We start from the raw sequence: 23187 nt of genomic DNA, 5'->3' as shown, positions 1-23187 counted from the left end.
CGCTCATTCTTACTATACTGATGATCACTTGTGTAAATTATTTTTTTATATTGCTAGGAGAGATGGATGTTTTCAATACACACTAAAACAATGCTGGCACTCGCTACCACAGGAATACTATTATCAGGCTGTGCCACCAAAACCCTAATCACCAAAGACAGTAAAACGTATACACGGACAGCCAAAGTTACTTTAGTTGAAGACAATGTAGTGGCGTTTGGACGACCAGCACAAGCAACAAGCAATTTACCAAGAGATAGTATTGTAATTGCAGGTCAAAAAAACAGTTATATTTTGACCCAAGGTGGCAGTCAGTTTGCGACCATTATCAATAAGCTTGATCCCAAGAACATTCAAATCACTCGTGATCTAAATTTCTTTTCTGAAAAAAATGACGGTCATTTTTCAGGAACATTGCCCATTTCTTATGTCAAACTCAAAGAGGATTTAAGTAAAAAAGACTTAGAATTTTTTATTGAAAATGGTGCAAAAGAGTGTTCATCTTCAAGTGATACACGTATGCAAGCACAACGTTTTTGTTTTGATATAAAACTTGCTGGTGTCGTCTATCCTACCGCAAATAACCTCAGTTCATTAAAAGCATTAAGCAAGCCTTATCAAGTCACCATTTATACGCAAAAACAAGAAAGTTATAAATCTCGATCTAGTCTGAACCCATTAGAGAAATTAGTGTTATTGCCTTTTGCTGTTGCAATTGATGTGGTCAGCTTGCCGTTCCAAGCTGCTGAAAAGATTTTTGATTAAGATTGAACAAATGGTCTTTAAGTCTGTGTGATCAATCAACTTAAAGACCAAACCTTAAAAAATGAACATCTTATTTCATCAACTATGCGTCTCTTCTTCACCTTCATTGTCAAAAGTTTTGGCAATTTTTTCGATATTTAAACTTTTCGCCATCGCATCAAAAATATCTTTATAGACCCCTTGCTGATGATAAAGTTGATGATGTTCACCATGTTCAACAATCGCACCATCCTGCATTACGTAGGTATAGTCGGCATCAATAATCTGAGAAAGACTATGCGAAATAATGATCACGGTTCGCCCTTGTTTGATTTCATCCAAACTCTGTTTAATCTGTTCAGTAGCAATCGCATCTAAACTGGCGGTAGGTTCGTCTAAGAAGATAATCGGAGGGTTTTTTAAAAACATTCGTGCGATAGCAATACGTTGTTGTTGACCACCCGACAACAGCAATGCATCGGATTGATAACCTTTGGGTAATTTTAAGATTTGTTCATGAATTGAAGCTTTCTTTGCGGCTAGGATAATTTCATCCTCGGTTGCGTCCATTTTTCCATAGCAAATGTTGTCTTGTATGGTGCCCTGAAAAATATGATTTTTTTGCAGTACCAAACCAATATGATCTCGTAAATATTGAGTATCCATATCTTTCAGATCAATACCATCCATCAAAATTTGTCCGGATTGTGGTAGATAAAACTTATCCAACAAACTGATTAAAGTCGACTTTCCAGCACCAGACAGCCCAACCAACGCAGTAATTTTATTGGGTTGAATAACCATATTAATATTCTTGAGTGCTTGATAACCGTTGGGATAATAAAAATCAACCTGCTTTAATTCAAACTTTCCACGCAAGAGTGATGGTTTTTGCTGCCCTGACTTTTCTATTTCATCATCAGCTTGAAGAATTTGGAAAAAACTTTCCGCATAAATCATAGCATCATTGACCTCATCGTAAATGCGGTGCAAGGAACGAATCGGAGCCGAAACATTGTTAAATAACAAAATATGAAACATGATCATTCCAATGCTCATATCTCCAATCAAAACAAAATATGCGGTCAGGATAATAATAAAAACTATGCCAATTTGTTCGGTAAAGGTTTTAACCCCATCAAAAATAAAGCTAATTTGACGCGTATGCATCTGATTATCAGTCAGTTGCTTTTGTAAAATCAGTTGCTTTTCAGCCTCTACTTTTTCACGGTTAAAAGATTTAATCACCGTAATCGAATTGATAATACTCAAAATTCCCTGACTTTTACGTTCTCGGCCATCACGCAAACTTCGCCTTACACCTCCTAACTTTTGCGCCTGCTTAAAAGTCAACCAGAAGTAAATCGGTACGATACACAGCGCAACTAACCCGATCCAGAAATTGGCATAGAACATTAATGCCAATGCCAAAATTGCACTGCTAAACAATGGAAGAATGTCAATGAAGAATATCTGAATCAAACGTGTAATCGAACCAATACCTCGGTCAATACGGGTTTGTAATTTTCCTGCTTGATTATCATCTTGAGTAAAAAATGAAAGCCGATAAGTTAGAAATTTTTCGATGATTGCTTGTGCTACATCTTGGGACACCATAATTCTTAGACGTTCACCAAAGAATTTTTGGCCAAACTGAATCAATGTACTAAGTATTTCTTTTGTGAGCAAAATAACGCTAATCGTTACTAAAATATACCAACCTTCAGCGAGTCCCTCTCCGGCTTCAACTAAACGATTAATTTGATCAACTGCGTATTGTAAAGTTAAAGCATTTACTTGCGCCGTAATTGCCCCAACCAAAGTGAATATTAAAGTCACAATGACCAATAACTTATACGGCGCAACAAAGGGTCTAACTTTAGTAAAAAGTTGCCATAAATTCATATTTTTAACGTCTATTCTCCTCAATACCTCTATAAATCTGATTAGCAATTAGATTGTTATCATTTTCCATCCATTGAAACAGACCTACGCAATGACACGAAACATCCAGATAAAACTAAAGTGCTTCTTCCAAAATCTCTGTATTATTTTTCTTAATTTTATTCATCTGACTGTTTAGTTTAAGTACCTCCTGATAGAGCGTATTAAATTTTTTCACAGGTGCATTTTCATGAAACAGAATCATTTTATTTTTTATTTGCCATGGATGTGCCTTCAATAAATCAAACATCGCTTGGGCCTTTTCTATAATTTGCTGTTCAATAGAGAAGATATCCTCATTTGAATCAATTTCCAGATTACTTTCTAACTTGGTGAGTAGAGTTTGACGTAAATCTTGCTGAATCGACATTTTTTTGACTTGTTCTAGTGAATCCAAATAAATTTTCTGGCGCTGTTGCTCATATTGTACTGAAGCATTTCGTACCTCAACGAACATCTGGGTTGTTTCTTTATAATTCTCTGTACGATCTCGATCTAATCGTTCAACATCTAGAAAAGTATCCCATTTCGCTGCTTTTAACTCACGCAAATAATGATTTCGAGCTTCGACATTTTGCATCCAGTATCCTAGTAAAAACGCAGACATTTTTTGGTAATCACCAGATAAGCGATCATCATGCACATCAAACTCTACAGGCGTTGACCAATCTTGAGCCTGATCATAGAGTTCACGCATTTTCTCAGCCATCACCACCTCAAACATTTTTTGATTATTCAGTCGGTGCTGTTTTATATAATCCTGATAGAAGAAAAATGAACCAATACAGACAATAATAATGAATAAAAATATCAACAAACGACGCATATCATCTCCAAATTTAATTATATTTTTAGTTCTAAAGTTGATGTTAATCCGTTTAACAATCTACCTTTAGATGTTTTTATTTCAGTCCTTGTAATGCAGCATTACATAATGTTCGCTTTAAATTCAACATGATCACCCTTATTATCAGATGTAATGATCATTATTGAGATAACACCATGCGCGTAGATATCTGGTCGGACGTCGTTTGTCCCTTTTGTTATATTGGTAAAAAACGTCTTGAACATGTTGCAGAAGAAGCTGGAATTGAACTCGATATTCATTGGCATAGTTTTGAGCTTGATCCCAATGCCCCAGCAAAGCATGACACATCAAATACCGAACGTTTAGCTCAGAAATATGGTCGTACTTTTGCCGAAATGGAAGAAATGGAACGTAATATTGCAACCATGGCAGCTGCCGAAGGTATTGATTTCCAATGGCAGAAAGCCAATTCTGGTAATAGTTTCAATGCCCATCGAATCATTCACTTGGCGCAAAGCAAAGGTTTAGGTAACGAAGCAAAAGAAGCTTTTTTCCATGCTTATATGACTGAAGGCTTGGCAATTGGTGAACGCGAAGTAGTCGAAGAAATTGCGTCACGCATTGGTTTGGATAATGCTGAAGTGGAATACGTCCTTGACTCAGATGAACTGGCTGATTTTGTTCGTCATGATGAAAAAATTGCACGTGAACAGTTAAATGTCACAGGCGTACCTTTCTTTGTATTTGATCAAAAACTTGCGCTTTCAGGTGCTCAACCACGTGAAATTTTCTTACAGGCGCTGCAACAAGCACAATCTACAGCTCCACAGCAAGTGGAATCAACCGAGACAGCCCAATGTCAGGATGATCAATGTGAAATAAAACCATAATTATTGTGGTTTAAACCATAAGCAAGCAACAAGTAACACCGTTGCTTGCCTCTATACAAACCAGTATATTTTCTTTTTATTTCAGTATTTTAACTATAACAATCACTATTAGATTAGATTTATTTTTTATTTGTTTAATTTTTTTATCTTTGATATGTGAGACTGTTCACAACTTAGTCATAAATTTACAGATACATTTCTATTTGATCATCTGTTTATCCGATTTATTCTTTTAAAATGTTTTTGTTTTCAAGGATAAAGCATGAACAGCATCTCTATTTCACCTAGCCAAATGAGAGTATTTGCTAACTATCAGACTATAGATTTTGACTTTTTTTCTTCTATAATTGTCATAAAGTGACGTCTTTTGTGATGAAAATACAAGTTTTTACAGCTTTTATGGTTGTTCTAAAACCAGACGATTGATCACTATTGTGAATCACTTTTTACATGGAAAAAACAGAACCAATTTGACTTAAAAAATATATATCCATTGCGATTTATACGGTTAATTTATTATTTGAACAGGCTCAAGCCTATCTCTAAGGAAACAATAGATGGACGTATTAGAGAAAGCACTTTTGGTTGATGAGCTCAAAAGTCTGATTGAGGGACTCAGTGATGATAAAGCATCACTGTTTGAAATTGCGAAAGCAAAACAACGAATTAAAGATATTTGCGCATCTTGCGACGATCCTACTTTTCAAGATCAAATTACACCGTTCAAGGCATTTATTGAAAATGAAGAGTTTTCCAACGAAGAGTTGAGTCACCATGGTTTTGCCATGACATATCGAGGCACCTATAACTTTATGGGTCGTGTTGAAAATGCATTATTCGCCTCTGGAGATATGGGGTGGGCTGCATTACGACAAGCTCAACTTTGGCAAGTTTGGGTGATTCGTCCAGCATTATCTTTTCTGAAAAGCCCATGGATGCCATCATCCCATGATGCATTACAATGGTTAAAAAACCATGCCAGTGAATACATAAAAACAGATCATGAACTTGAAACGCTGATTCCTGTTTTAGAACCTATACAAGCATCTTCAAATACAAATCACCCAGCTCAAACTGATATCTTATCGGTAATCCGAGAAGAAACCGAGCAATTCAAATCTCAGCTTGACGCAATCATTCAAGAAAAAATTCAGCCAATCACCTCCAAGAGTCACGCTGGCACGCCATCGACTATCAAATCATCTTATCGTAGTCCTAGCAATCTCAACAAAGCGAAACCTGTAACTCTAAATGATTTCAATTTAGATGGCTTTCTCTGTCGCCTAGAACGCGTCAATGCTCGCCATTTTCCATCCTTATATCGTGTTGATATGCACAACGAGATGGATCAGAACATCAAAATTGATTGGTTATATCTCAAAGCGGAGAATGAAGCCCAACCTGTTTGGGAGTCCACACAGATTTTTATTGCTGAGCAACTGTATGCTCAAGGACAATTTTCACATTACGTGGTTTTGGTAGGGACACATAATACTGAATATGCAACGTCTATCTTGCAGTCCTATACCAACCAACAACATACTCAAACCAGCTCTATCCACCAAACCAGCTGGAGAAATTTCAAACAGCATTATCATCAACATGAAAGCTTATTTAATGAATGTATTATGAATGGCAGCTTGATATGGCAACGTGATCAACGTGCTTATCCTTATATTCCTGCATCATTTATCAATACACAAAAATTCATTCCATTTGAAGAAACTGCCGCCACCTTTTTCACACCAGTTATCTTATTAAGAGAACGTCATAAAATCCGTGTGATTCATGGTGCTGAACGCGTCAAACTGTCCAGTGAAGATCAGGCTTATCCTTATTTGTTATTAGATCGAGCAGATGGTTATACCTGGCAATTGATTCGCCAAGCGATTAGTCGTTTACCACAACCCATCTCAGTACACGATTTATATCAAGCTTTAGAAAATAGTGCGATCTCTGAGTCTTCTTAAAGAACAGTACCTAATTTTTATGGTTTTCTTGTATCGACACCGTGATCATTTACACCTTTTAAGCAAGCATGATAATAAGGGCCGAGAAATATATTTACTCCGCCCTTTTCCTTGTTTTATATAATTAAATTGCTGTTTTTTGTTTCTGTAACTTGCTTTTGACAGATGAATCATCAAAAGTGAAACCAAGAACAATATATAAAGCATACATTATGGCAATTTCTATCAGAACGGTATCAACACCTTTATTTTATTGCTTCGCAACATTATCTTTGGCTGCGATCAATACCTGCTATGCAGAAACAGATTTGGATACGATTGTGCAGCAACAAAATCTAACATCTGCTCCTAAGACAGTACCAACAGAAAGCTGGTTAGGCTATATTCCCAAATGGGTGGATGCAACACCGACGGTATTCCCTGAGCAATCGAACCAAACTATCGTACCACCCATCAAGGAAACAGAAGATAAGACATGGGTGGATAAACAACAACGCCATATCCGAGAATGGGCAGATCGTACCTCAGTTAAAATTGATAATTGGTTTGGTGAAATTGATCCAGATAAACCAGCTTCAGCAACAATTCGCGTCATGCTTGATAATTACTGGAATGAATATGACAACTATGAGGTTAAACCACGTATTCGCGGTAAGATCAAATTACCGACTCTGGAAAAACGGTTAAGCTTAGTTTTTGGCGATGACTCCTTGGATGATGAATTTAATAATCATCTTGGTAATACTAACCAACAGAGTAATCAAGACTCGGACAAAAGATTTGATTCTAAACAAAGCCGAGACAGCAATAGCTCAATCGCATTACGTTGGTCTAACTTTTCTAAAAAACTTCCCTTTGAAACAGATGCAGACATCGGCTTACGTTCACGAGACGACCTTTATTTACGTTTGAAAGCTGAAAAACGCTGGGAACTGGAGCATGATTTTTATTTTAATGCTGAACAAATCTATCGTTATGGCAGTAGAAGTGAAAATTATTTACGTACAAATTTAGAATTGACTCATGCTCGTCCGAATCAACCATTTTTGTCTAATCAATTCAGCCTTACTTATGCAGATAAACAAGATGATGACCTCAGATGGGATAACCGTACCTTTCGAGAACATCAATTCTTTGCACATAATCGATTTAATTATGGCATCTATACAGGGGGCTACTATAACGATAATGATCTACGTTTAAATAGCTGGGGCCCATTTGTATCATGGCGGCAACCGCTATGGCGTGAATGGTTCTATGTACAGGGTGATATGAGCTATTTAAATGATCATCGTGAAGATCGTAATCATTATGTGAGCACCTTCCTCCGTCTTGAGACCTTATTCTAACGAAGATGATTTTTTAGACATTACTGTGGATAACTTTAGACTTATCCATAAATATAAAAAAACCTCTGCCAACAATGAACTGCACCCCGAAAGTTGGACACTTTTAGTCTAATTTGAAGGGTGCTTTTCTATGGCTAAATATTCTCAAGAATTTAAACTTGAGGTTGTCCAATACTACTTATCTGGTTTTGGAAAGGCTGCTACAGGTCAAAAATTTAGTGTTGACCATATGGATGTTCAGAAATGGGTTACAGCTTTTGAACAATATGGTATTTCAGGTTTAAGTGTAAAAACCACTAAATCCCACTATTCTCAAGAATTTAAATTTCAAGTTGTACAAAGCCTTTTAAATGAAGAACTTTCAGCTAAAGAGGCTTCACAACGGTTTCATATCAGAGAAAAAGGAACCATTCTGCAATGGTTAAATCTATATCATGAATATGGTATAGATGGCTTAAAAGCCAAACCTAAAGGACGAGCCAAACAGATGCCAAAGCCGCAAAGAACCAGAACTCAATATTCTCAAGCAGATCGCGATAAAACACAGGAACAGTTGCTTGAAGAACTTGCATATCTACGAGCTGAGGTTGCACTTTTAAAAAAGCGGAGAGCCTTAAGACTGGAACAAGAAGCAAAAGAAGCAGCCGAACAGCAGCGTTTGCAGAACTTATATCAGGATTAAGGCAAGATCATGAGCTAAAGCATTTATTGCATGCAGCTCAAATGGCTCGAAGCACCTATTTTTATCATGAACAGCAACGCAAACTTGAAGATAAATATAGTGATCTTAAACAACAAATAAAGGCGATTTATCATCAACATAAGGGACGATATGGTTATCGTAGGATTACGCTTGCCTTAAGGAATATGGGACGAGTCATCAACCATAAATGTGTTCAATGGTTTAACACAAAGTATGTCACGTAAAGGAAACTGCTTGGATAATGCAGTGATGGAAAGCTTCTTTGGCATACTTAAATCTGAATGTTTCTATGGAGAGAAATTTAATTCAGTTGATGAACTAGAACAGACAGTGAAAGAATATATTCACTATTATAACCATGAAAGAATCAAGGTTAAATTAAAAGGACTGAGTCCTGTACAGTACAGAACCCAGTCCTTAAAAGCGACTTAATCAAACCGTCCAACTTATTGGGGTCAGATCACAAAAGCAGAGGTTTTCCGAATAATTTATTTTACTTCAATAACAACTCATTAATACGCTTCACATAAGCAGCAGGATCTTCAGGTAAACCACCTTCTGCAATCACCGCTTGGTCAAAGATTACATTCGCAAGATCATCAAATTGCGCTGAGCTCTCAAGTTTTTTCACCAATGGATGCTCTGGATTAATTTCCAAAGTCGGCTTGACCTCTGGAACTGCTTGTCCTGCTTGCTTCAACATACGAATCAATTGAGGAGAAAGTTCACCCTCACTGGTGACTAAACACGCAGGAGAGTCAACTAAACGTGTAGTGACACGAACCTCTTTAGTTTTGTCTTTTAATGAGTTACTTAAACGCTCAACGACTGGTTTAAATTGCTCTGCGGCTTCTTCAAGTGCTTTTTTCTCTTCAGCATCTTGTAAATCACCTAAGTCCACGGCGCCTTTAGAGACATTCTGTAATGGTGTACCATCGAACTCATGCACAAAATTCATTGCCCAGTCGTCAACGCGATCTGCCATTAACAATACTTCAATGCCTTTTTTCTTAAACAACTCAAGCTGCGGTGAGTTTTTTGCAGCCGTTAAGCTATCGGCAGTCACGTAATAAATTGCTTTCTGCCCTTCTTTCATACGTGCTTTGTAGTCCGCAAAAGAAGTTGAAATCTCATCATTATTTGACGTCGCGTAACGTAATAGTTTCAAAATACGTTCACGATTGCCAAAATCTTCACCTAAACCTTCTTTAAGTACAGAACCAAATTCTGAATAGAATTTTTTAAATTTCTCTTGGTCTTTTTCATCTTCTGATTTTGCCAAACCATCTAATAAGGTTAATACACGGCGCGCATTCCCTTCACGAATGGTTTTCACATCACGACTTTCTTGTAGTAATTCACGACTGACATTCAATGGTAAATCGGCACTATCCACTACACCTTGGACAAAACGTAAATAGTTTGGAATCAAGTTGTCTGCTTCATCCATGATGAATACACGTTTTACATACAACTTAATGCCGGCTTTGGCTTCACGAGTAAATAAATCCTGTTTTGCCTGACTTGGGATGTACAGCAATTGCGTATATTCAGTACTTCCCTCTACTCGATTGTGTGTCCAAGCGAGAGGTTCAGCAAAATCATGACTTAAATTCTTATAAAACTCGATATACTGTTCTTCAGTGATTTCACTCTTGCTACGCGTCCATAATGCACTTGCAGAGTTAATCGCTTCCCATTCATCAGTTTTGACCATTTGACCGCCTTTTGGCTCTTCACCCTCAGCGACCTCTTCTTCTTGCCAGACTTCTTTTTGCATTTCAATCGGCAAACTGATGTGGTCTGAATATTTATTAACGATTTGTTTAACTTTCCAAGATTCTAAGTATTCAAGTGCATCATCACGTAAATGTAAAATAATGTCGGTACCACGGGTTTCTTTATCGATGTTTTGAACTTCAAACTCACCTGTTCCACCACTGATCCAGCGTACACCTTCTGCTACATCTAAACCCGCACGACGAGATTCAACGGTAATTTTATCAGCTACAATAAAACCTGAGTAAAAGCCCACACCAAACTGACCAATCAACTGTGCATCTGCTTTTTGATCACCTGTGAGTTTAGACATGAAATCCTTGGTACCTGATTTTGCAATCGTTCCGAGGTTATCAATCGCTTCCTGCTGACTTAAACCAATACCATTATCAGAAATTGTCAGTGTCTTATTGTCTTTATCAAGTGTTACACGCACACGTAAGTTTGGATCATTTTCATAATATTCAGGGTGATTAATCCCCTCAAAGCGTAATTTATCGCAAGCATCTGACGCATTTGAAATGAGTTCACGCAAGAAAATTTCTGGGTTGGAATAGAGAGAATGCGTCACTAAATGCAATAACTGAGCAACTTCAGCTTGGAAACTATAATTCTGTGAGGCTTGTTCACTCATACATCACTCCTTATTTGTGAGGCTTATCTATTTGGAATGATTTATGAATGGTGGATAACTCCAATTTTTCAATGCTTTTTTTGAATTTTTACATCGAATCTATCCAAAATTAAGATCATAACCACAAAAAAACCTCACATTTTGAACTGCACCCCGAAAGTTGGACACTTTTAGTCTAATTTGAAGGGTGCTTTTCTATGGCTAAATATTCTCAAGAATTTAAACTTGAGGTTGTCCAATACTACTTATCCGGTTTTGGAAAGGTTGCTACAGGTCAAAAATTTAGTGTTGACCATATGGATGTTCAGAAATGGGTTACAGCTTTTGAACAATATGGTATTTCAGGTTTAAGTGTAAAAACCACTAAATCCCACTATTCTCAAGAATTTAAATTTCAAGTTGTACAAAGCCTTTTAAATGAAGGACTTTCAACTAAAGAGGCTTCACAACGGTTTCATATCAGAGAAAAAGGAACCATTCTGCAATGGTTAAATCTATATCATGAATATGGTATAGATGGCTTAAAAGCCAAACCTAAAGGGCGAGCCAAACAGATGCCAAAGCCGCAAAGAACCAGAACTCAATATTCTCAAGCAGATCGCGATAAAACACAGGAACAGTTGCTTGAAGAACTTGCATATCTACGAGCTGAGGTTGCACTTTTAAAAAAGCGGAGAGCCTTAAGACTGGAACAAGAAGCAAAAGAAGCAGCCGAACAGCCACTGCTGTCCCACAATTATTCCAAGAAGAACCTCAATTGAGGTTCTTCTTGTTTTCGCCACTTCTTATCGGGTAAAAATAATGCCTTTAGAAGTTTTCTTTCAAATAAATTGACCTGAATAATTCTTAATAATCTCTGGACAGTCCATCCCTCATGAGCCATATGTTTTGCAAAACTCACTAATAAATAGGCAATTAATGCAATCCATATTTGAGTTTGTATGGCATTTCGGCTTCGACCTAGAAATGATTTCAATTTTAAATTCTGTTTAATCGCTTTGAAAAATAATTCTACTTTCCAACGATCTTTGTAAATTGCTGCAATAGTCGATGCAGCTAGATGAAAGTTGTTACTTAGAAATTCAAATGTCCTTTTCTTTTCAACATCATAAAATTCTATTCGTCTTAATCGCTTCGGTGCACCACGCTTTTTAGCATAATCACTGCTCAACTCAATATATTCATCCGCAAGAATTCCTTTGCAAGCGTATACTTCACGTTTTGACTTTACTTCATAAACCGTCTTCGGTCTTAGCCGTGTCACAAAGCTGACTTTTCGGTCAGTCATCTCTGCAAACCACTGATAATCAACATACCCCTTGTCAAAAACTACGATACTTCCAGGTGGAAATTTGAGTAATCTGCCTTGCACCATATCATTTTCAATACCATCTCCGAGTGCAACAAATTCAGGAATCGTATTGCTGTGATTTAATCCAACTGTCAGTTTAATGCTCGCTTTGGATTCATGTACTTTTGCCCATTCGCATAAGGACAGTGAAAGATCAATGTGGCTTGCATCAAGTGAATACAGCGGATTCTTAAATCGAAATTTATGTGCAATCTTTGTGTTTTCACAATGCCGAAGTAACTGAGTAAATAATTGCTGATATAGGCTGGCAGGTTGTTCTTGATTGATTCTTGCCAAGGTGCTTCGTGCAATAGTCTTAGCACCGAGGTGATAGAGCTTTTCCTGCTGTGATTCGAGATTGGATTGAATATCTCTTAAGCTTTGCCGACAGGACAGCTGGGACATCAATATGGCAATAAACTGATCCCAGCGTGTGGCTGATCTTAATTTTTGTCCACAATGATGCTGCTTGGCAAGACGTTCAAAATCACATCGTGAAATAGGTTTAAGTAATTGATGAAATACGGTATTCTGATGTGACAAAACCTGAGTCCTTGTAGTTAAAGTGTTTGTTCGCACTTATATTTTAACTATTTTGGACTCAGGTTTTTTATTTAAACAAAACTATGGGACAGCAGTGGCCGAACAGCAGCGTTTGCAGAACTTATATCAGGATTAAGGCAAGATCATGAGCTAAAGCATTTATTGCATGCAGCTCAAATGGCCCGAAGCACCTATTTTTATCATGAACAGCAACGCAAACTTGAAGATAAATATAGTGATCTTAAACAACAAATAAAGGCGATTTATCATCAACATAAGGGACGATATGGTTATCGTAGGATTACGCTTGCCTTAAGGAATATGGGACGAATCATCAACCATAAATGTGTTCAACGGCTGATGCAGTCTATGCAGCTTAAATCACGTATCAGGGTGATGAAATATCGCTCTTACAAAGGGCAAGTGAGTAAGATTGTAGACAATGTATTACAACGTCAATTTAAAGCGGATCAACCAAATCTGAAGTGGGCTACGGATGTGACAGAATTTAATGTACGTGGTGAGAAATTGTATTTATCTCCAGTCATAGACTTATTCAATGGAGAAATCATTGCATTTCAAACCCAGCGCAGACCACATTATGCTCTAGTCAAAAACATGCTAGACACTGCGTTAGGTAAGCTCAAGCCCGATGACAAGCCTCTTTTACATTCAGACCAAGGTTGGCAATACCAAATGCGTCATTATCAGCAACAATTGAAACAGCATGGTTTAACACAAAGTATGTCACGTAAAGGAAACTGCTTGGATAATGCAGTGATGGAAAGCTTCTTTGGCATACTTAAATCTGAATGTTTCTATGGAGAGAAATTTAATTCAGTTGATGAACTAGAACAGACAGTGAAAGAATATATACACTATTATAACCATGAAAGAATCAAGGTTAAATTAAAAGGACTGAGTCCTGTACAGTACAGAACTCAGTCCTTAAAAGCGACTTAATCAAACCGTCCAACTTATTGGGGTCAGATCAATTTGTGAGGTTTTAAAGAACGAATGAAGCTTAGAATTTATAGCTATAACCAAGTGTATATACCATTGGATTGATATCTAAGTCAGTCAGTTTTGTACCATTTAATCTTACTTCAGGCTTTAATTGAGCATAACGTGCATCAAAGAATACCCCCCAATTTTTCGCATCAGCAGGCTGGAAAGTAAAACCGAGTTGCCCCGCAAAACCGAAGTCATCTTTCACTTTAATTTTCTCACCTGATAACGGACCGACTGTTTTTTCATCCCATGCAAGAAATGCGGTTCCCCCCACACCGATATAAGGCGTAAAAGCAGTTGAGTTCTTAAAATTATATTTGGCAGTAATGGTAGGTGGTAAATGTTTGAGCTTCACCACTTTCGTTCCGTCTAAAGAAACATCATGTGATATTGGTGTTGCTAATAATAATTCAGCTGAGAATGGTGTATCACCAAAAAAGTACTCGACTGACGGTGTAAAAGCAAATTCATAATCTGCTTTTAAAGTTCCCACATCAGCTATGGTTGTTTTATCTGTTGGTGCAATAACACTTGCTCCGACTTTAACCTGGAAACCTCCAGCAAAAACAGTTGAAGACATCCCCAATAAACTAACAACTAATAATTTTTTTAACATTTAAACAACCTCTTTAATAAAAAATAAAAACTTACATATTTATAATAATCATGAGTTTTAAAATTATGCAATACATATTAATTCTGACTATTTTAATCATATTTTCAAGCATATGATTCAAAAGGATATATATTTGCAAATATATGTAACAAAAACTAAAACCTAGTATTTTAGTTTGGTTTAAACATATGAAAACCAAGCTTTTTTATCAACTTTAATCATTAAAAACACATCATTTTAAATAGAATTTATTTTATATATTTTAGTTTAAATTTATAAAATAAATGAAAAACAAATCACAACAAAGTCAAAAAATGTCACTTTAATACCTAATCATTAAGTTTCTATCTATTTTTACCCTCCATCTTTTAAAATCGTTTCGATTATTAATTAGCAAATAGAAAATATCTTTTAATCTGAGTTTTATACTTTATTATTTTTTAATATAAGAAGGCCCTAAAAGAGCCTTCTTTATTCTTTCCTATAGAACCATCGCTGCAATCCACCCAAAAACCAATAATGGCAGATTAAAATGTAAAAATGTCGGGACAACCGTATCTCGCATATGATCATGTTGCCCGTCGATATTTAAACCTGAAGTCGGCCCTAGAGTTGAATCGGATGCTGGTGAGCCTGCATCTCCCAAAGCAGCAGCCGTTCCTATAAGCGCAATTGTTGCCATAGGACTAAAACCGAATTGCAAACACAAAGGTACATACATGATTGCCAAAATTGGCACCGTGGAAAATGAAGAACCAATCCCTAAAGTAATCAATAATCCAACCAACAACATCACAAAAGCAGCAAGTGCCTTACTATCCCCAATCCATCCTGCAGTCACTTTTACCAACTCAGGAACTTGATGTGTTGCCTCAATCACCGCAGCAAAACCTTGAGCTGCAATCATGGTAAAGCCGACCAATGCCATCATTCTCATTCCACTCACGATAACATCGTCAGCTTCTTTCCATTTAAAAATCCCAGCACAACTCAGAATTGCAACGCCCACTAATCCAGCAACAATCATAGAATCCGAGTAAAGCTGAACAATAATGGTTGCAATCACGGCAAAAGCTGCCATAAATAAAGTAAATCGTGCAATTTGCGGTGCTTGTTGCTCCTGTGCCATTTCGCCCACGATGCTTCGTGTTACATTATGCAAGGGCTTATCTTCATATACTCGTGGCTTACGGTAACTCACAAATAAAGCAGTCAACATGCCAAGAAACATCCCCCCCACAGGGATAATCATAGCGCGAGGAATTTGATCATTGCTGATTTGCAAACCATAACTCTGACCAAAATGATTGATGTTATGTGCGAGAATATCATTCAAAAATATTGCGCCAAATCCCATCGGCAAGAACATATAAGTTGCGACTAAGCCAAATGTAAGCACGCAAGCTACCGCTCTACGGTCTAACCGTAAATGATTAAACACAATGAGTAACGGTGGAATGAGTACAGGAATAAAAGCGATATGCACAGGAATAACATTCTGCGATGCAATAGCGGCGAGTCCGATGGTACTAAAAATGAGAAATTTCACCTGCTTTTGCGCACGAATATCTGCATCATTTTTAAGACTTTTAACCAGTTTATAGGCCAGAAGATCAGGCAATCCCGAGCGAGCCAAAGCTAAGGCAAACGCACCTAACACACCATAAGCGAGTGCGATTTTCGCACCACCACCCAAACCATTGTTGAATGCATCTAAAGTGCCTTGTAGCCCTAAACCAGCAAATAAGCCGCCAGTCAAAGCACCAATGACCAATGCAAATACCACTGGAACACGCCCCAAGGAGAGGCCGAACATGACAGCAACCGCTGCAATAATTGCAAACATAACTCTGAACTAAATGAAACGAGGGCGCCATTTTAGCAGAGTTTAAATTGAGCGATTGCTATCTGGTGTTTTTTATTTATGCATTTTTCACGATAAATTGACGAATATAATCCGCAATTTTTTCAGGTTGACTCAGTACCGCCCAGTGATTTGCATCCAACTCTACATACTCAAAATTTTCAACCCATTTTGGCATCGATTCAGTAATGTATTCTGGACTTACAAAGGCATCACGACGCAATACAATTGCCTGAACTGGACATTGGGCATAGCGTTGACGTGGCTGAGTTAAAGATGGAATAAAGTTAGCACGATACAAATTAATTCCATATTTACCATCCGCAACAATATTTGCATTCAGTGGTAAACCTTGCTTCTTCTCAAGACCACTCAAGATTTTCCCCCATCTTTCTGGGCTAAAAAATGTCCATACGGTCGGGGCAAGCAAAGGTAAATGGAATGCGCCGATATACCAAGATTTCGTTAACATTTTCAAAACATTGCTTGGTGCGGATTTGAATTTTTCACGTAAATATAAAGATGCATGATCTAAACAAGGCCCTGAAATCGTTGTATAAGACAACAAACGACCTTTGAGTTTCGGCTCAGTTGCTGACTCCCATGACTGTAAAGATCCCCAATCATGTGCTGCCATGTGGAAATTACGGTTTGGTAAAACTTGATCAACCACTTCTTGTAGATCCAAAGATAAGCGCGGCAAACGATAATCTTTAATACGTTTTGGAATTGACGATAAGCCCGCACCACGTACGTCATAAGTTACAACAAAGTAATCATTTACTAATTTCTCGATGATCGGTTCCCAAACTTCTTGGTTATCTGGATATCCATGCACCAAAACCAATGGTGTCTTTTTCTGATCTCCCCATGTTTTAACACATAAGGTTTGTTGGTCAGATGTGGTCACTGTTTTTACTTGTACTTGCATAACTTTTTCCCATTTTGTTTTTTAAGTGGCTTGGTCATAAAACAGCCATTGCCAGCGATGCAATAAAAATGATACTTATGGAGTATGAATAGTGTTGCAAGAAAAAAAATTGACCATGAAAGCCTTTTTCAAAAAAATTCGCACCATTCCAGTTGTGTCTAAATTTATCATCAACCATTATTCACCTTATCGTGGTGCAGGTATCGCGATAGACACCATCGACCTAGAGAACTATTTTATTCGCGTCAAAATGCCACTGACACGAAAAAATCGTAATATCGTAGGCACACACTTTGGAGGCAGTCTTTATTCAATGGTTGACCCATTTTATATGCTTCTTCTGATGCATCATCTAGGTCACAAATATATTGTGTGGGATAAAAGTGCTTCGATTAATTTCCTCTCTCCAGGTCGAAATACGGTGTATGCAGACATAGAATTGAGTGCCGATGAAATTGCGGAAATTAAATGCTTGACCGCAAATTATGAACCAGTCTATAGACATTACACTTTGAATATCATTGATGAGGCGGGTACACGAATCGCTGAAGTCGAAAAAGTACTTTATATTCGACGTAAAAAACCCAAAGCCAGTTCAAACCAACACTGATTCAAAACAAAATGCCTGAAATTTATTTTTTCAGGCATTTTCTTAGCTCTCGTGTGTAGATATATACTCAACACTATTTCTTTTCTTGGATAGCAGCACCAGCACCACCACCGATTGCACCACCAATCGCAGCACCTGAGTCACCACCAAAAATTGCTTTTCCAACCACTGAGCCAATACCAGCACCGACTGCACTGCTCGTGGTTGTACTGCTACTACCACCTTTAGCATTTGCACCAACACCTGCACCTGCTGCAGCACCAACACCTGCACCCAAACCGCCACCAACATGGTTACCTACACCGCCACCAACTGCTCCGCCTAACGCTGCTGCACCAATACGCTGATCAGATGCACTCATATTTTGACAGCCTGTAAACATCACCGCCGATAACATTAAAGTAGATACTAAACCGATTGTTTTTTTCATGATCGTACACACTCCTTTTATGCTCTACTGAAAAGCATAATCTTCTTTTATGGGGAATTTGATCACATTGTGTTACCAGTCTGTCCCAATCGATTGATATTTTGTAAAGTCGTTGCCTTGATGACCACATCACTAAAAGCAAAACTGAAAAAGCCCTTATCATCATAAGAGCTTTTGAATTATTTAAGCAGTACTAAGCCGATATTAGTACTTACCTTTTTTCTCACCATAAGCTGCACCAGCACTACCACCTAGCGCACCACCTGTTGCAGCACCAGCTTCACCACCTAATACTGCGCCACCCAACCATGCACCTACGCCAGCACCTATTGCACTATTACGCGTATTCTTACTGTTCGCACCTTTCGTATTCGCAGCAACACCAGCTCCTACAGCAGCACCAAGACCTGCACCTAAATTACCACCTAGATTTTTACCTACAGCACCACCTGCACCACCGCCAATTGCAGCAGCACCAATACGTTTACTTTCTGGACTTGCATGTTGACAACCCGCTAAGATTGTCGATGACATCAATACCGCCCCCATTAGAATCATCATTTTTTTCATTTGAAATACTCCGCTTTTATATGCCGCTAGAATAATATGCTTTGATGAAGCTTTTACTCAGATCAAGTAACCAAATGCGAGTGCTATACCCTTTTTTTGTAATATTTTGCGCGTATTTTCTCCATTAAAAAAGCACCCGAAGGTGCTTTTTTAATTCGTTAAGACTTAGAACTGGTCTGAGTTCAACGCTTGACTAAATGCTTGGTCAACTTCACTAAAATCATTGTGAAGTTCAAATTCAGCAGCTTCTGCTTCTTGACGACGACGCTCTAAGTGATACGCAAGACCTGTACCCGCTGGGATCAAGCGACCCACAACAACGTTTTCTTTCAAGCCGCGTAAGTCATCTTCTTTACCTGTTACAGCCGCTTCAGTTAACACACGTGTGGTTTCCTGGAACGATGCAGCAGAGATGAACGAGTCAGTAGACAGCGATGCTTTAGTAATACCCATTAACTGACGTTCAAACTTCGCTGGGAACTTGTTCTGAGCCAAGACAGCTTGGTTCTCTTGAACAACGCGGATGTAATCCACTTGCTCACCTTTGATGAAGCTTGTATCGCCGCCATCAGTAATATCAACTTTACGCAACATTTGACGTACAACAACTTCAATATGCTTATCGTTGATTTTTACACCTTGGAGACGGTAAACGTCTTGAACTTCGTTCACGATGTAGTTAGTTAATGCCACTTCACCTTTCAAACGTAAAATGTCATGTGGGTTTTGTGGACCATCAGAAATGGTTTCACCACGGTTTACATGCTCACCTTCGAACACGTTGATTTGACGCCATTTAGGAATCAATTCCTCGTAGATCTCTGAACCGTCATCCGGTGTAATCACTAAACGGTTCTTACCTTTGGTCTCTTTACCGAAGCTTACAACACCTGATACTTCTGCAAGGATCGCATGTTCTTTCGGCTTACGTGCTTCAAACAAGTCAGCTACACGTGGAAGACCACCGGTAATATCACGCGTACGTGAAGTTTCTTGTGGTACACGACCAATAACGTCACCCACACCAATCGTTTCGCCATCACGGACAGTCACAATTGTGTTTTGTGGCAAGAAGTAGAACTGTTCACCGCCATCAGTTGTATCCAACACGATTGCAGGACGTAAATCTTTACCAGAAGCAGGACGCGCTGTTACAGGCAAGATTTCAACAGTGGTCATACCTGTTGCATCATCAGTTTTCGATGTCGCAGTTACGCCATCAGCGATCTGGCTGAAACGTGCTTTACCAGCAACTTCTGTTACCAATGGATGCGTATGCGGATCCCATGTCGCAACGATACCACCAGCCTCAACAAGCTCACCATCTTTGATCAAGATGCTTGCACCGTAAGGAAGTTTGTAGCGTTCACGCTCACGGCCTAACTCATCGGCAATACCAATTTCACCTGAACGTGAAACTGAAACCAAGTGGCCTTTGGCATGTTGTACAGTTTTCACGTTGTGGAAACGTACAGTACCTTTGTTACGAACTTGAACACTGTTCGCAGCAGAAGTTCGGCTCGCAGCACCACCGACGTGGAAGGTACGCATCGTTAACTGTGTACCTGGTTCACCGATTGACTGTGCAGCCATTACGCCTACTGACTCACCTGGGTTTACCAAGTGACCACGAGCGAGGTCACGACCATAACATTTCGCACATACACCGAATGTTGATTCACATGCGATTACAGAACGTACTTTAACTTCATCGACACCCGCTTCTTCAAGCTGAGCAGCGATTTTCTCGTCAATGAGCGTACCACGAGGTAATACCACTTCATCATCAGAAGCACGACGTACATCTTCAGCTGTTACACGACCTAATACACGGTCACGTAATGGCTCGATGACATCACCACCCTGAATGAACGGAGTCATCACTAAACCACCTGCTGTACCACAGTCAGGTTCAGTAATTACCAAGTCTTGCGCTACGTCTACAAGACGACGAGTCAAGTAACCAGAGTTTGCTGTTTTCAATGCCGTATCGGCCAAACCTTTACGTGCACCGTGTGTCGAGATGAAGTACTGAAGTACTGTCAAACCTTCACGGAAGTTTGCTTTAATTGGGGTTTCAATGATCGAACCGTCTGGTTTAGCCATCAAACCACGCATACCTGCAAGCTGACGAATCTGAGCTGCCGAACCACGGGCACCTGAGTCAGACATCATATAGATGCTGTTGAATGATTTTTGCTTCTCGTCTTCACCTTGTTTGTTTTTCACAAGCGTATAAGACAAGTTATCCATCATCGCTTTCGCAACTTGGTCATTGGTACGCGCCCAAATATCGACCACTTTGTTATAACGCTCACCAGCAGTTACGAAACCTTGCTCAAACTGTTGCTCGATTTCACGAACTTCTGTTTCTGCTTTGTCAATAATTGTGTGCTTAGTAGGTGGAATGAGCATGTCTTCCATACCTACAGATACACCTGAACGAGTCGCTTGACGGAAGCCCAAGTACATTAATTGGTCAGCAAAGATAACTGTATCTTTCAAACCAAGTTTACGGTAGCAAGAGTTGATCAATTTAGAGATGTTCTTTTTAGTCATCTCAAGGTTGATCATGTCAAAGCTTAAGCCTTGTGGAACAACTTCCCACAACAAGCAACGACCAGGTGTCGTATCAACAATAATCGTTTGTTGTTCACGCTCACCATTTTCATCAATTACAGTTTGGTGTACACGTACTTTAACACGTGCATGGATCGCAACCTTACCAGTCGCCAACGCACGGTTCACTTCGTGAGTATCCGCAAACACCATGCCTTCACCTTTGGCATTTACCGCATCACGCGTGATGTAGTAAAGACCCAAGACCACGTCCTGAGAAGGAACGATGATTGGCTCACCGTTGGCAGGTGACAAGATGTTGTTTGTTGACATCATCAACGCACGCGCTTCTAGCTGTGCTTCAAGTGTCAATGGAACGTGTACCGCCATTTGGTCACCATCGAAGTCGGCGTTAAACGCAGCACATACGAGTGGGTGAAGACGGATCGCCTTACCTTCGATCAGAATAGGTTCAAACGCTTGAAGACCCAAACGGTGAAGTGTTGGCGCACGGTTCAACATCACTGGATGTTGACGAATCACGGAAGCAAGAACGTCCCAAACTTCTGGCGTCTCACGCTCAACCATTTTCTTCGCAGCTTTAATGGTAGTCGCCTGACCTGAAGCTTGTAGTTTCGCGAAAATGAATGGCTTGAATAATTCAAGTGCCATCTTCTTCGGAAGACCACATTGATGCAGACGTAAAGTAGGACCTACAGTAATTACCGAACGACCAGAATAGTCAACACGCTTACCAAGTAAGTTTTGACGGAAACGACCTTGTTTACCTTTGATCATGTCTGCCAAAGATTTCAATGGACGTTTGTTCGAACCTGTAATCGCACGACCACGACGACCATTATCAAGCAACGCATCAACAGACTCTTGTAACATACGTTTTTCGTTACGTACGATGATGTCTGGCGCAGCAAGGTCAAGAAGGCGCTTCAAACGGTTGTTACGGTTGATCACACGACGATATAAATCGTTCAAGTCTGAAGTCGCGAAACGACCACCTTCAAGTGGTACAAGCGGACGTAAGTCTGGTGGAAGTACAGGAAGTACGTTCATCACCATCCATTCAGGCTTATTGTTCGAATCTTTGAATGCTTCCATCAACTTCAAACGCTTAGACGCTTTTTTAAGTTTCGTCTCAGAAGTTGTTTGCGGAATTTCTTCACGTAAACGAGCAATCTCAGCTTCAAGATCGATATCTTTTAATAAATCCTGAACTGCTTCTGCACCCATTTTCGCAGTGAATTCATCACCGTGTTCTTCAAGTGCATTGTAGTATTCTTCGTCTGTTAAAAGTTGATACTTTTCAAACGGAGTCATACCAGGATCAGTAACAACATAAGATTCGAAATACAATACACGCTCGATATCACGTAATGTCATATCAAGAAGTAAACCGATACGGCTCGGTAATGATTTCAAGAACCAAATATGTGCAACTGGTGATGCAAGGTCAATATGACCCATACGCTCACGACGAACTTTTGCTGTTGTAACCTCAACGCCACATTTTTCACAAATGACGCCTTTGTATTTCATACGCTTGTATTTACCACACAAGCATTCGTAATCTTTTACTGGACCAAAAATTTTGGCACAGAACAAACCGTCACGTTCAGGTTTAAAAGTACGGTAGTTAATGGTTTCAGGCTTTTTAACTTCACCGTGAGACCATGACTTAATCATCTCTGGCGACGCAAGACCAATACGGATACGGTCAAATTCAACGGGTGCATGACCTTCTGAATCCGTTTTCTTACGCATGATATCGAGCAAGTCTTTCAATTTTTTTCTCCGTGTGTCGAGGAGCTACACTCACTCAACTGGGTCACAAATATTGTTTTTTAACTGAATAATCCTCCCTCA

17 protein-coding genes and 2 pseudogenes are annotated in these 23187 nt (G+C 39.0%); 9 read left to right on the top strand and 10 right to left on the bottom strand.

All coding sequences use genetic code 11. The annotated features are described in order from the left end of the window. Positions 1 to 66 precede the first annotated feature (66 nt). The gene (locus AAC851_RS10710) at positions 67 to 765 is read left to right on the top strand and encodes a hypothetical protein (protein ID WP_075316315.1); all 699 of its coding nucleotides are present in this window, start codon (positions 67 to 69) and stop codon (positions 763 to 765) included. A gap of 78 nt (positions 766 to 843) precedes the next feature. Here AAC851_RS10710 and AAC851_RS10705 read toward each other — a convergent pair whose 3' ends face one another. Further along, on the bottom strand, positions 844 to 2649 hold the full coding sequence (locus AAC851_RS10705) for an ABC transporter ATP-binding protein (RefSeq protein WP_125503124.1): 1806 nt from the start codon (positions 2647 to 2649) through the stop codon (positions 844 to 846). 115 nt (positions 2650 to 2764) lie between these two features. Next, positions 2765 to 3514 (bottom strand): hypothetical protein, encoded by a 750-nt coding sequence (locus AAC851_RS10700; RefSeq protein WP_125503126.1) that lies wholly within the window; start codon positions 3512 to 3514, stop codon positions 2765 to 2767. Between the two features lie 176 nt (positions 3515 to 3690). Between AAC851_RS10700 and AAC851_RS10695 the strand changes: the two genes are divergently transcribed. The 5 genes and pseudogenes from AAC851_RS10695 to AAC851_RS15915 all read left to right on the top strand — a co-directional run. After that, entirely contained in the window at positions 3691 to 4386 is a 696-nt protein-coding gene (locus AAC851_RS10695; RefSeq protein WP_004637654.1) for a DsbA family oxidoreductase, read from the top strand. Positions 4387 to 4943: 557 nt separating this feature from the next. Then, on the top strand, positions 4944 to 6356 hold the full coding sequence (locus AAC851_RS10690) for a hypothetical protein (protein ID WP_125503128.1): 1413 nt from the start codon (positions 4944 to 4946) through the stop codon (positions 6354 to 6356). Between the two features lie 212 nt (positions 6357 to 6568). Next, positions 6569 to 7705, top strand: coding sequence for a hypothetical protein (locus AAC851_RS10685; protein ID WP_161984719.1), 1137 nt, complete (start codon positions 6569 to 6571; stop codon positions 7703 to 7705). 130 nt (positions 7706 to 7835) lie between these two features. Continuing rightward, on the top strand, positions 7836 to 8387 hold the full coding sequence (locus tag AAC851_RS10680) for a helix-turn-helix domain-containing protein (RefSeq protein WP_340600858.1): 552 nt from the start codon (positions 7836 to 7838) through the stop codon (positions 8385 to 8387). After that, positions 8369 to 8840: pseudogene (locus AAC851_RS15915) on the top strand (IS3 family transposase); the annotation flags it as partial. The gene AAC851_RS10680 and the pseudogene AAC851_RS15915, both read left to right, overlap by 19 nt. Positions 8841 to 8901: 61 nt before the next feature. Here AAC851_RS15915 and htpG read toward each other — a convergent pair. Then, entirely contained in the window at positions 8902 to 10821 is a 1920-nt protein-coding gene (gene htpG, locus AAC851_RS10665) for a molecular chaperone HtpG (protein WP_340600856.1), read from the bottom strand. A 197-nt stretch (positions 10822 to 11018) separates the two neighbouring features. Here htpG and AAC851_RS10660 point away from each other — a divergent pair, with 197 nt between their 5' ends. Further along, positions 11019 to 11582, top strand: coding sequence for a helix-turn-helix domain-containing protein (locus AAC851_RS10660; RefSeq protein ID WP_340600855.1), 564 nt, complete (start codon positions 11019 to 11021; stop codon positions 11580 to 11582). Here the strand turns inward: AAC851_RS10660 and AAC851_RS10655 are convergent. Continuing rightward, positions 11558 to 12715, bottom strand: a complete 1158-nt coding sequence (locus tag AAC851_RS10655; protein ID WP_008942576.1) for an IS4 family transposase — start codon at positions 12713 to 12715, stop codon at positions 11558 to 11560. The genes AAC851_RS10660 and AAC851_RS10655 overlap by 25 nt on opposite strands. A 114-nt stretch (positions 12716 to 12829) precedes the next feature. On the opposite strand from AAC851_RS10655, the pseudogene AAC851_RS10650 reads away from it, so the two are divergent. Continuing rightward, positions 12830 to 13678 (top strand): annotated as a pseudogene (locus AAC851_RS10650) (IS3 family transposase); the annotation flags it as partial. 61 nt (positions 13679 to 13739) lie between these two features. On the opposite strand, the gene AAC851_RS10645 reads toward AAC851_RS10650, so the two are convergent. The 3 genes from AAC851_RS10645 to AAC851_RS10635 all read right to left on the bottom strand — a co-directional run bounded on the left by AAC851_RS10645 (position 13740) and on the right by AAC851_RS10635 (position 17137). Beyond that, entirely contained in the window at positions 13740 to 14342 is a 603-nt protein-coding gene (locus tag AAC851_RS10645) for an OmpW/AlkL family protein (RefSeq protein WP_004637650.1), read from the bottom strand. Between the two features lie 481 nt (positions 14343 to 14823). After that, on the bottom strand, positions 14824 to 16188 hold the full coding sequence (locus tag AAC851_RS10640; RefSeq protein ID WP_340600854.1) for a Na+/H+ antiporter family protein: 1365 nt from the start codon (positions 16186 to 16188) through the stop codon (positions 14824 to 14826). A 76-nt stretch (positions 16189 to 16264) separates the two neighbouring features. Further along, positions 16265 to 17137, bottom strand: coding sequence for an alpha/beta fold hydrolase (locus tag AAC851_RS10635; RefSeq protein ID WP_005083906.1), 873 nt, complete (start codon positions 17135 to 17137; stop codon positions 16265 to 16267). Between the two features lie 94 nt (positions 17138 to 17231). On the opposite strand from AAC851_RS10635, the gene AAC851_RS10630 reads away from it, so the two are divergent. Then, entirely contained in the window at positions 17232 to 17747 is a 516-nt protein-coding gene (locus AAC851_RS10630; RefSeq protein WP_171265869.1) for a DUF4442 domain-containing protein, read from the top strand. A gap of 73 nt (positions 17748 to 17820) precedes the next feature. Here the strand turns inward: AAC851_RS10630 and AAC851_RS10625 are convergent, their stop codons facing one another. The 3 genes from AAC851_RS10625 to rpoC form a co-directional block, all read right to left on the bottom strand. Continuing rightward, positions 17821 to 18177, bottom strand: a complete 357-nt coding sequence (locus tag AAC851_RS10625) for a YMGG-like glycine zipper-containing protein (protein ID WP_004637646.1) — start codon at positions 18175 to 18177, stop codon at positions 17821 to 17823. 204 nt (positions 18178 to 18381) lie between these two features. Next, the gene (locus tag AAC851_RS10620; protein WP_004637645.1) at positions 18382 to 18747 is read right to left on the bottom strand and encodes a hypothetical protein; all 366 of its coding nucleotides are present in this window, start codon (positions 18745 to 18747) and stop codon (positions 18382 to 18384) included. Positions 18748 to 18912: 165 nt separating this feature from the next. Then, positions 18913 to 23106: a DNA-directed RNA polymerase subunit beta' gene (gene rpoC / locus AAC851_RS10615; RefSeq protein ID WP_340600853.1), complete on the bottom strand. Its 4194-nt coding sequence runs from the start codon at positions 23104 to 23106 to the stop codon at positions 18913 to 18915. Positions 23107 to 23187: the final 81 nt, after the last annotated feature.

The organism is Acinetobacter sp. HZNU-JH01 (genome assembly GCF_037996845.1).
GTDB classification, from domain to species: domain Bacteria; phylum Pseudomonadota; class Gammaproteobacteria; order Pseudomonadales; family Moraxellaceae; genus Acinetobacter; species Acinetobacter haemolyticus.
This window is presented reverse-complemented; position numbering and strand designations above follow the sequence as displayed.

Excerpts from the sequence above, each read along its gene's own strand:
- AAC851_RS10710 (WP_075316315.1), top strand. The coding sequence starts at position 67 with ATGTTTTCAATACACACTAAAACAATGCTGGCACTCGCTACCACAGGA.
- AAC851_RS10705 (WP_125503124.1), bottom strand. The coding sequence starts at position 2,649 with ATGAATTTATGGCAACTTTTTACTAAAGTTAGACCCTTTGTTGCGCCG.
- AAC851_RS10700 (WP_125503126.1), bottom strand. The coding sequence starts at position 3,514 with ATGCGTCGTTTGTTGATATTTTTATTCATTATTATTGTCTGTATTGGT.
- AAC851_RS10695 (WP_004637654.1), top strand. The coding sequence starts at position 3,691 with ATGCGCGTAGATATCTGGTCGGACGTCGTTTGTCCCTTTTGTTATATT.
- AAC851_RS10690 (WP_125503128.1), top strand. The coding sequence starts at position 4,944 with ATGGACGTATTAGAGAAAGCACTTTTGGTTGATGAGCTCAAAAGTCTG.
- AAC851_RS10685 (WP_161984719.1), top strand. The coding sequence starts at position 6,569 with ATGGCAATTTCTATCAGAACGGTATCAACACCTTTATTTTATTGCTTC.
- AAC851_RS10680 (WP_340600858.1), top strand. The coding sequence starts at position 7,836 with ATGGCTAAATATTCTCAAGAATTTAAACTTGAGGTTGTCCAATACTAC.
- htpG (WP_340600856.1), bottom strand. The coding sequence starts at position 10,821 with ATGAGTGAACAAGCCTCACAGAATTATAGTTTCCAAGCTGAAGTTGCT.
- AAC851_RS10660 (WP_340600855.1), top strand. The coding sequence starts at position 11,019 with ATGGCTAAATATTCTCAAGAATTTAAACTTGAGGTTGTCCAATACTAC.
- AAC851_RS10645 (WP_004637650.1), bottom strand. The coding sequence starts at position 14,342 with ATGTTAAAAAAATTATTAGTTGTTAGTTTATTGGGGATGTCTTCAACT.
- AAC851_RS10640 (WP_340600854.1), bottom strand. The coding sequence starts at position 16,188 with ATGTTTGCAATTATTGCAGCGGTTGCTGTCATGTTCGGCCTCTCCTTG.
- AAC851_RS10635 (WP_005083906.1), bottom strand. The coding sequence starts at position 17,137 with ATGCAAGTACAAGTAAAAACAGTGACCACATCTGACCAACAAACCTTA.
- AAC851_RS10625 (WP_004637646.1), bottom strand. The coding sequence starts at position 18,177 with ATGAAAAAAACAATCGGTTTAGTATCTACTTTAATGTTATCGGCGGTG.
- AAC851_RS10620 (WP_004637645.1), bottom strand. The coding sequence starts at position 18,747 with ATGAAAAAAATGATGATTCTAATGGGGGCGGTATTGATGTCATCGACA.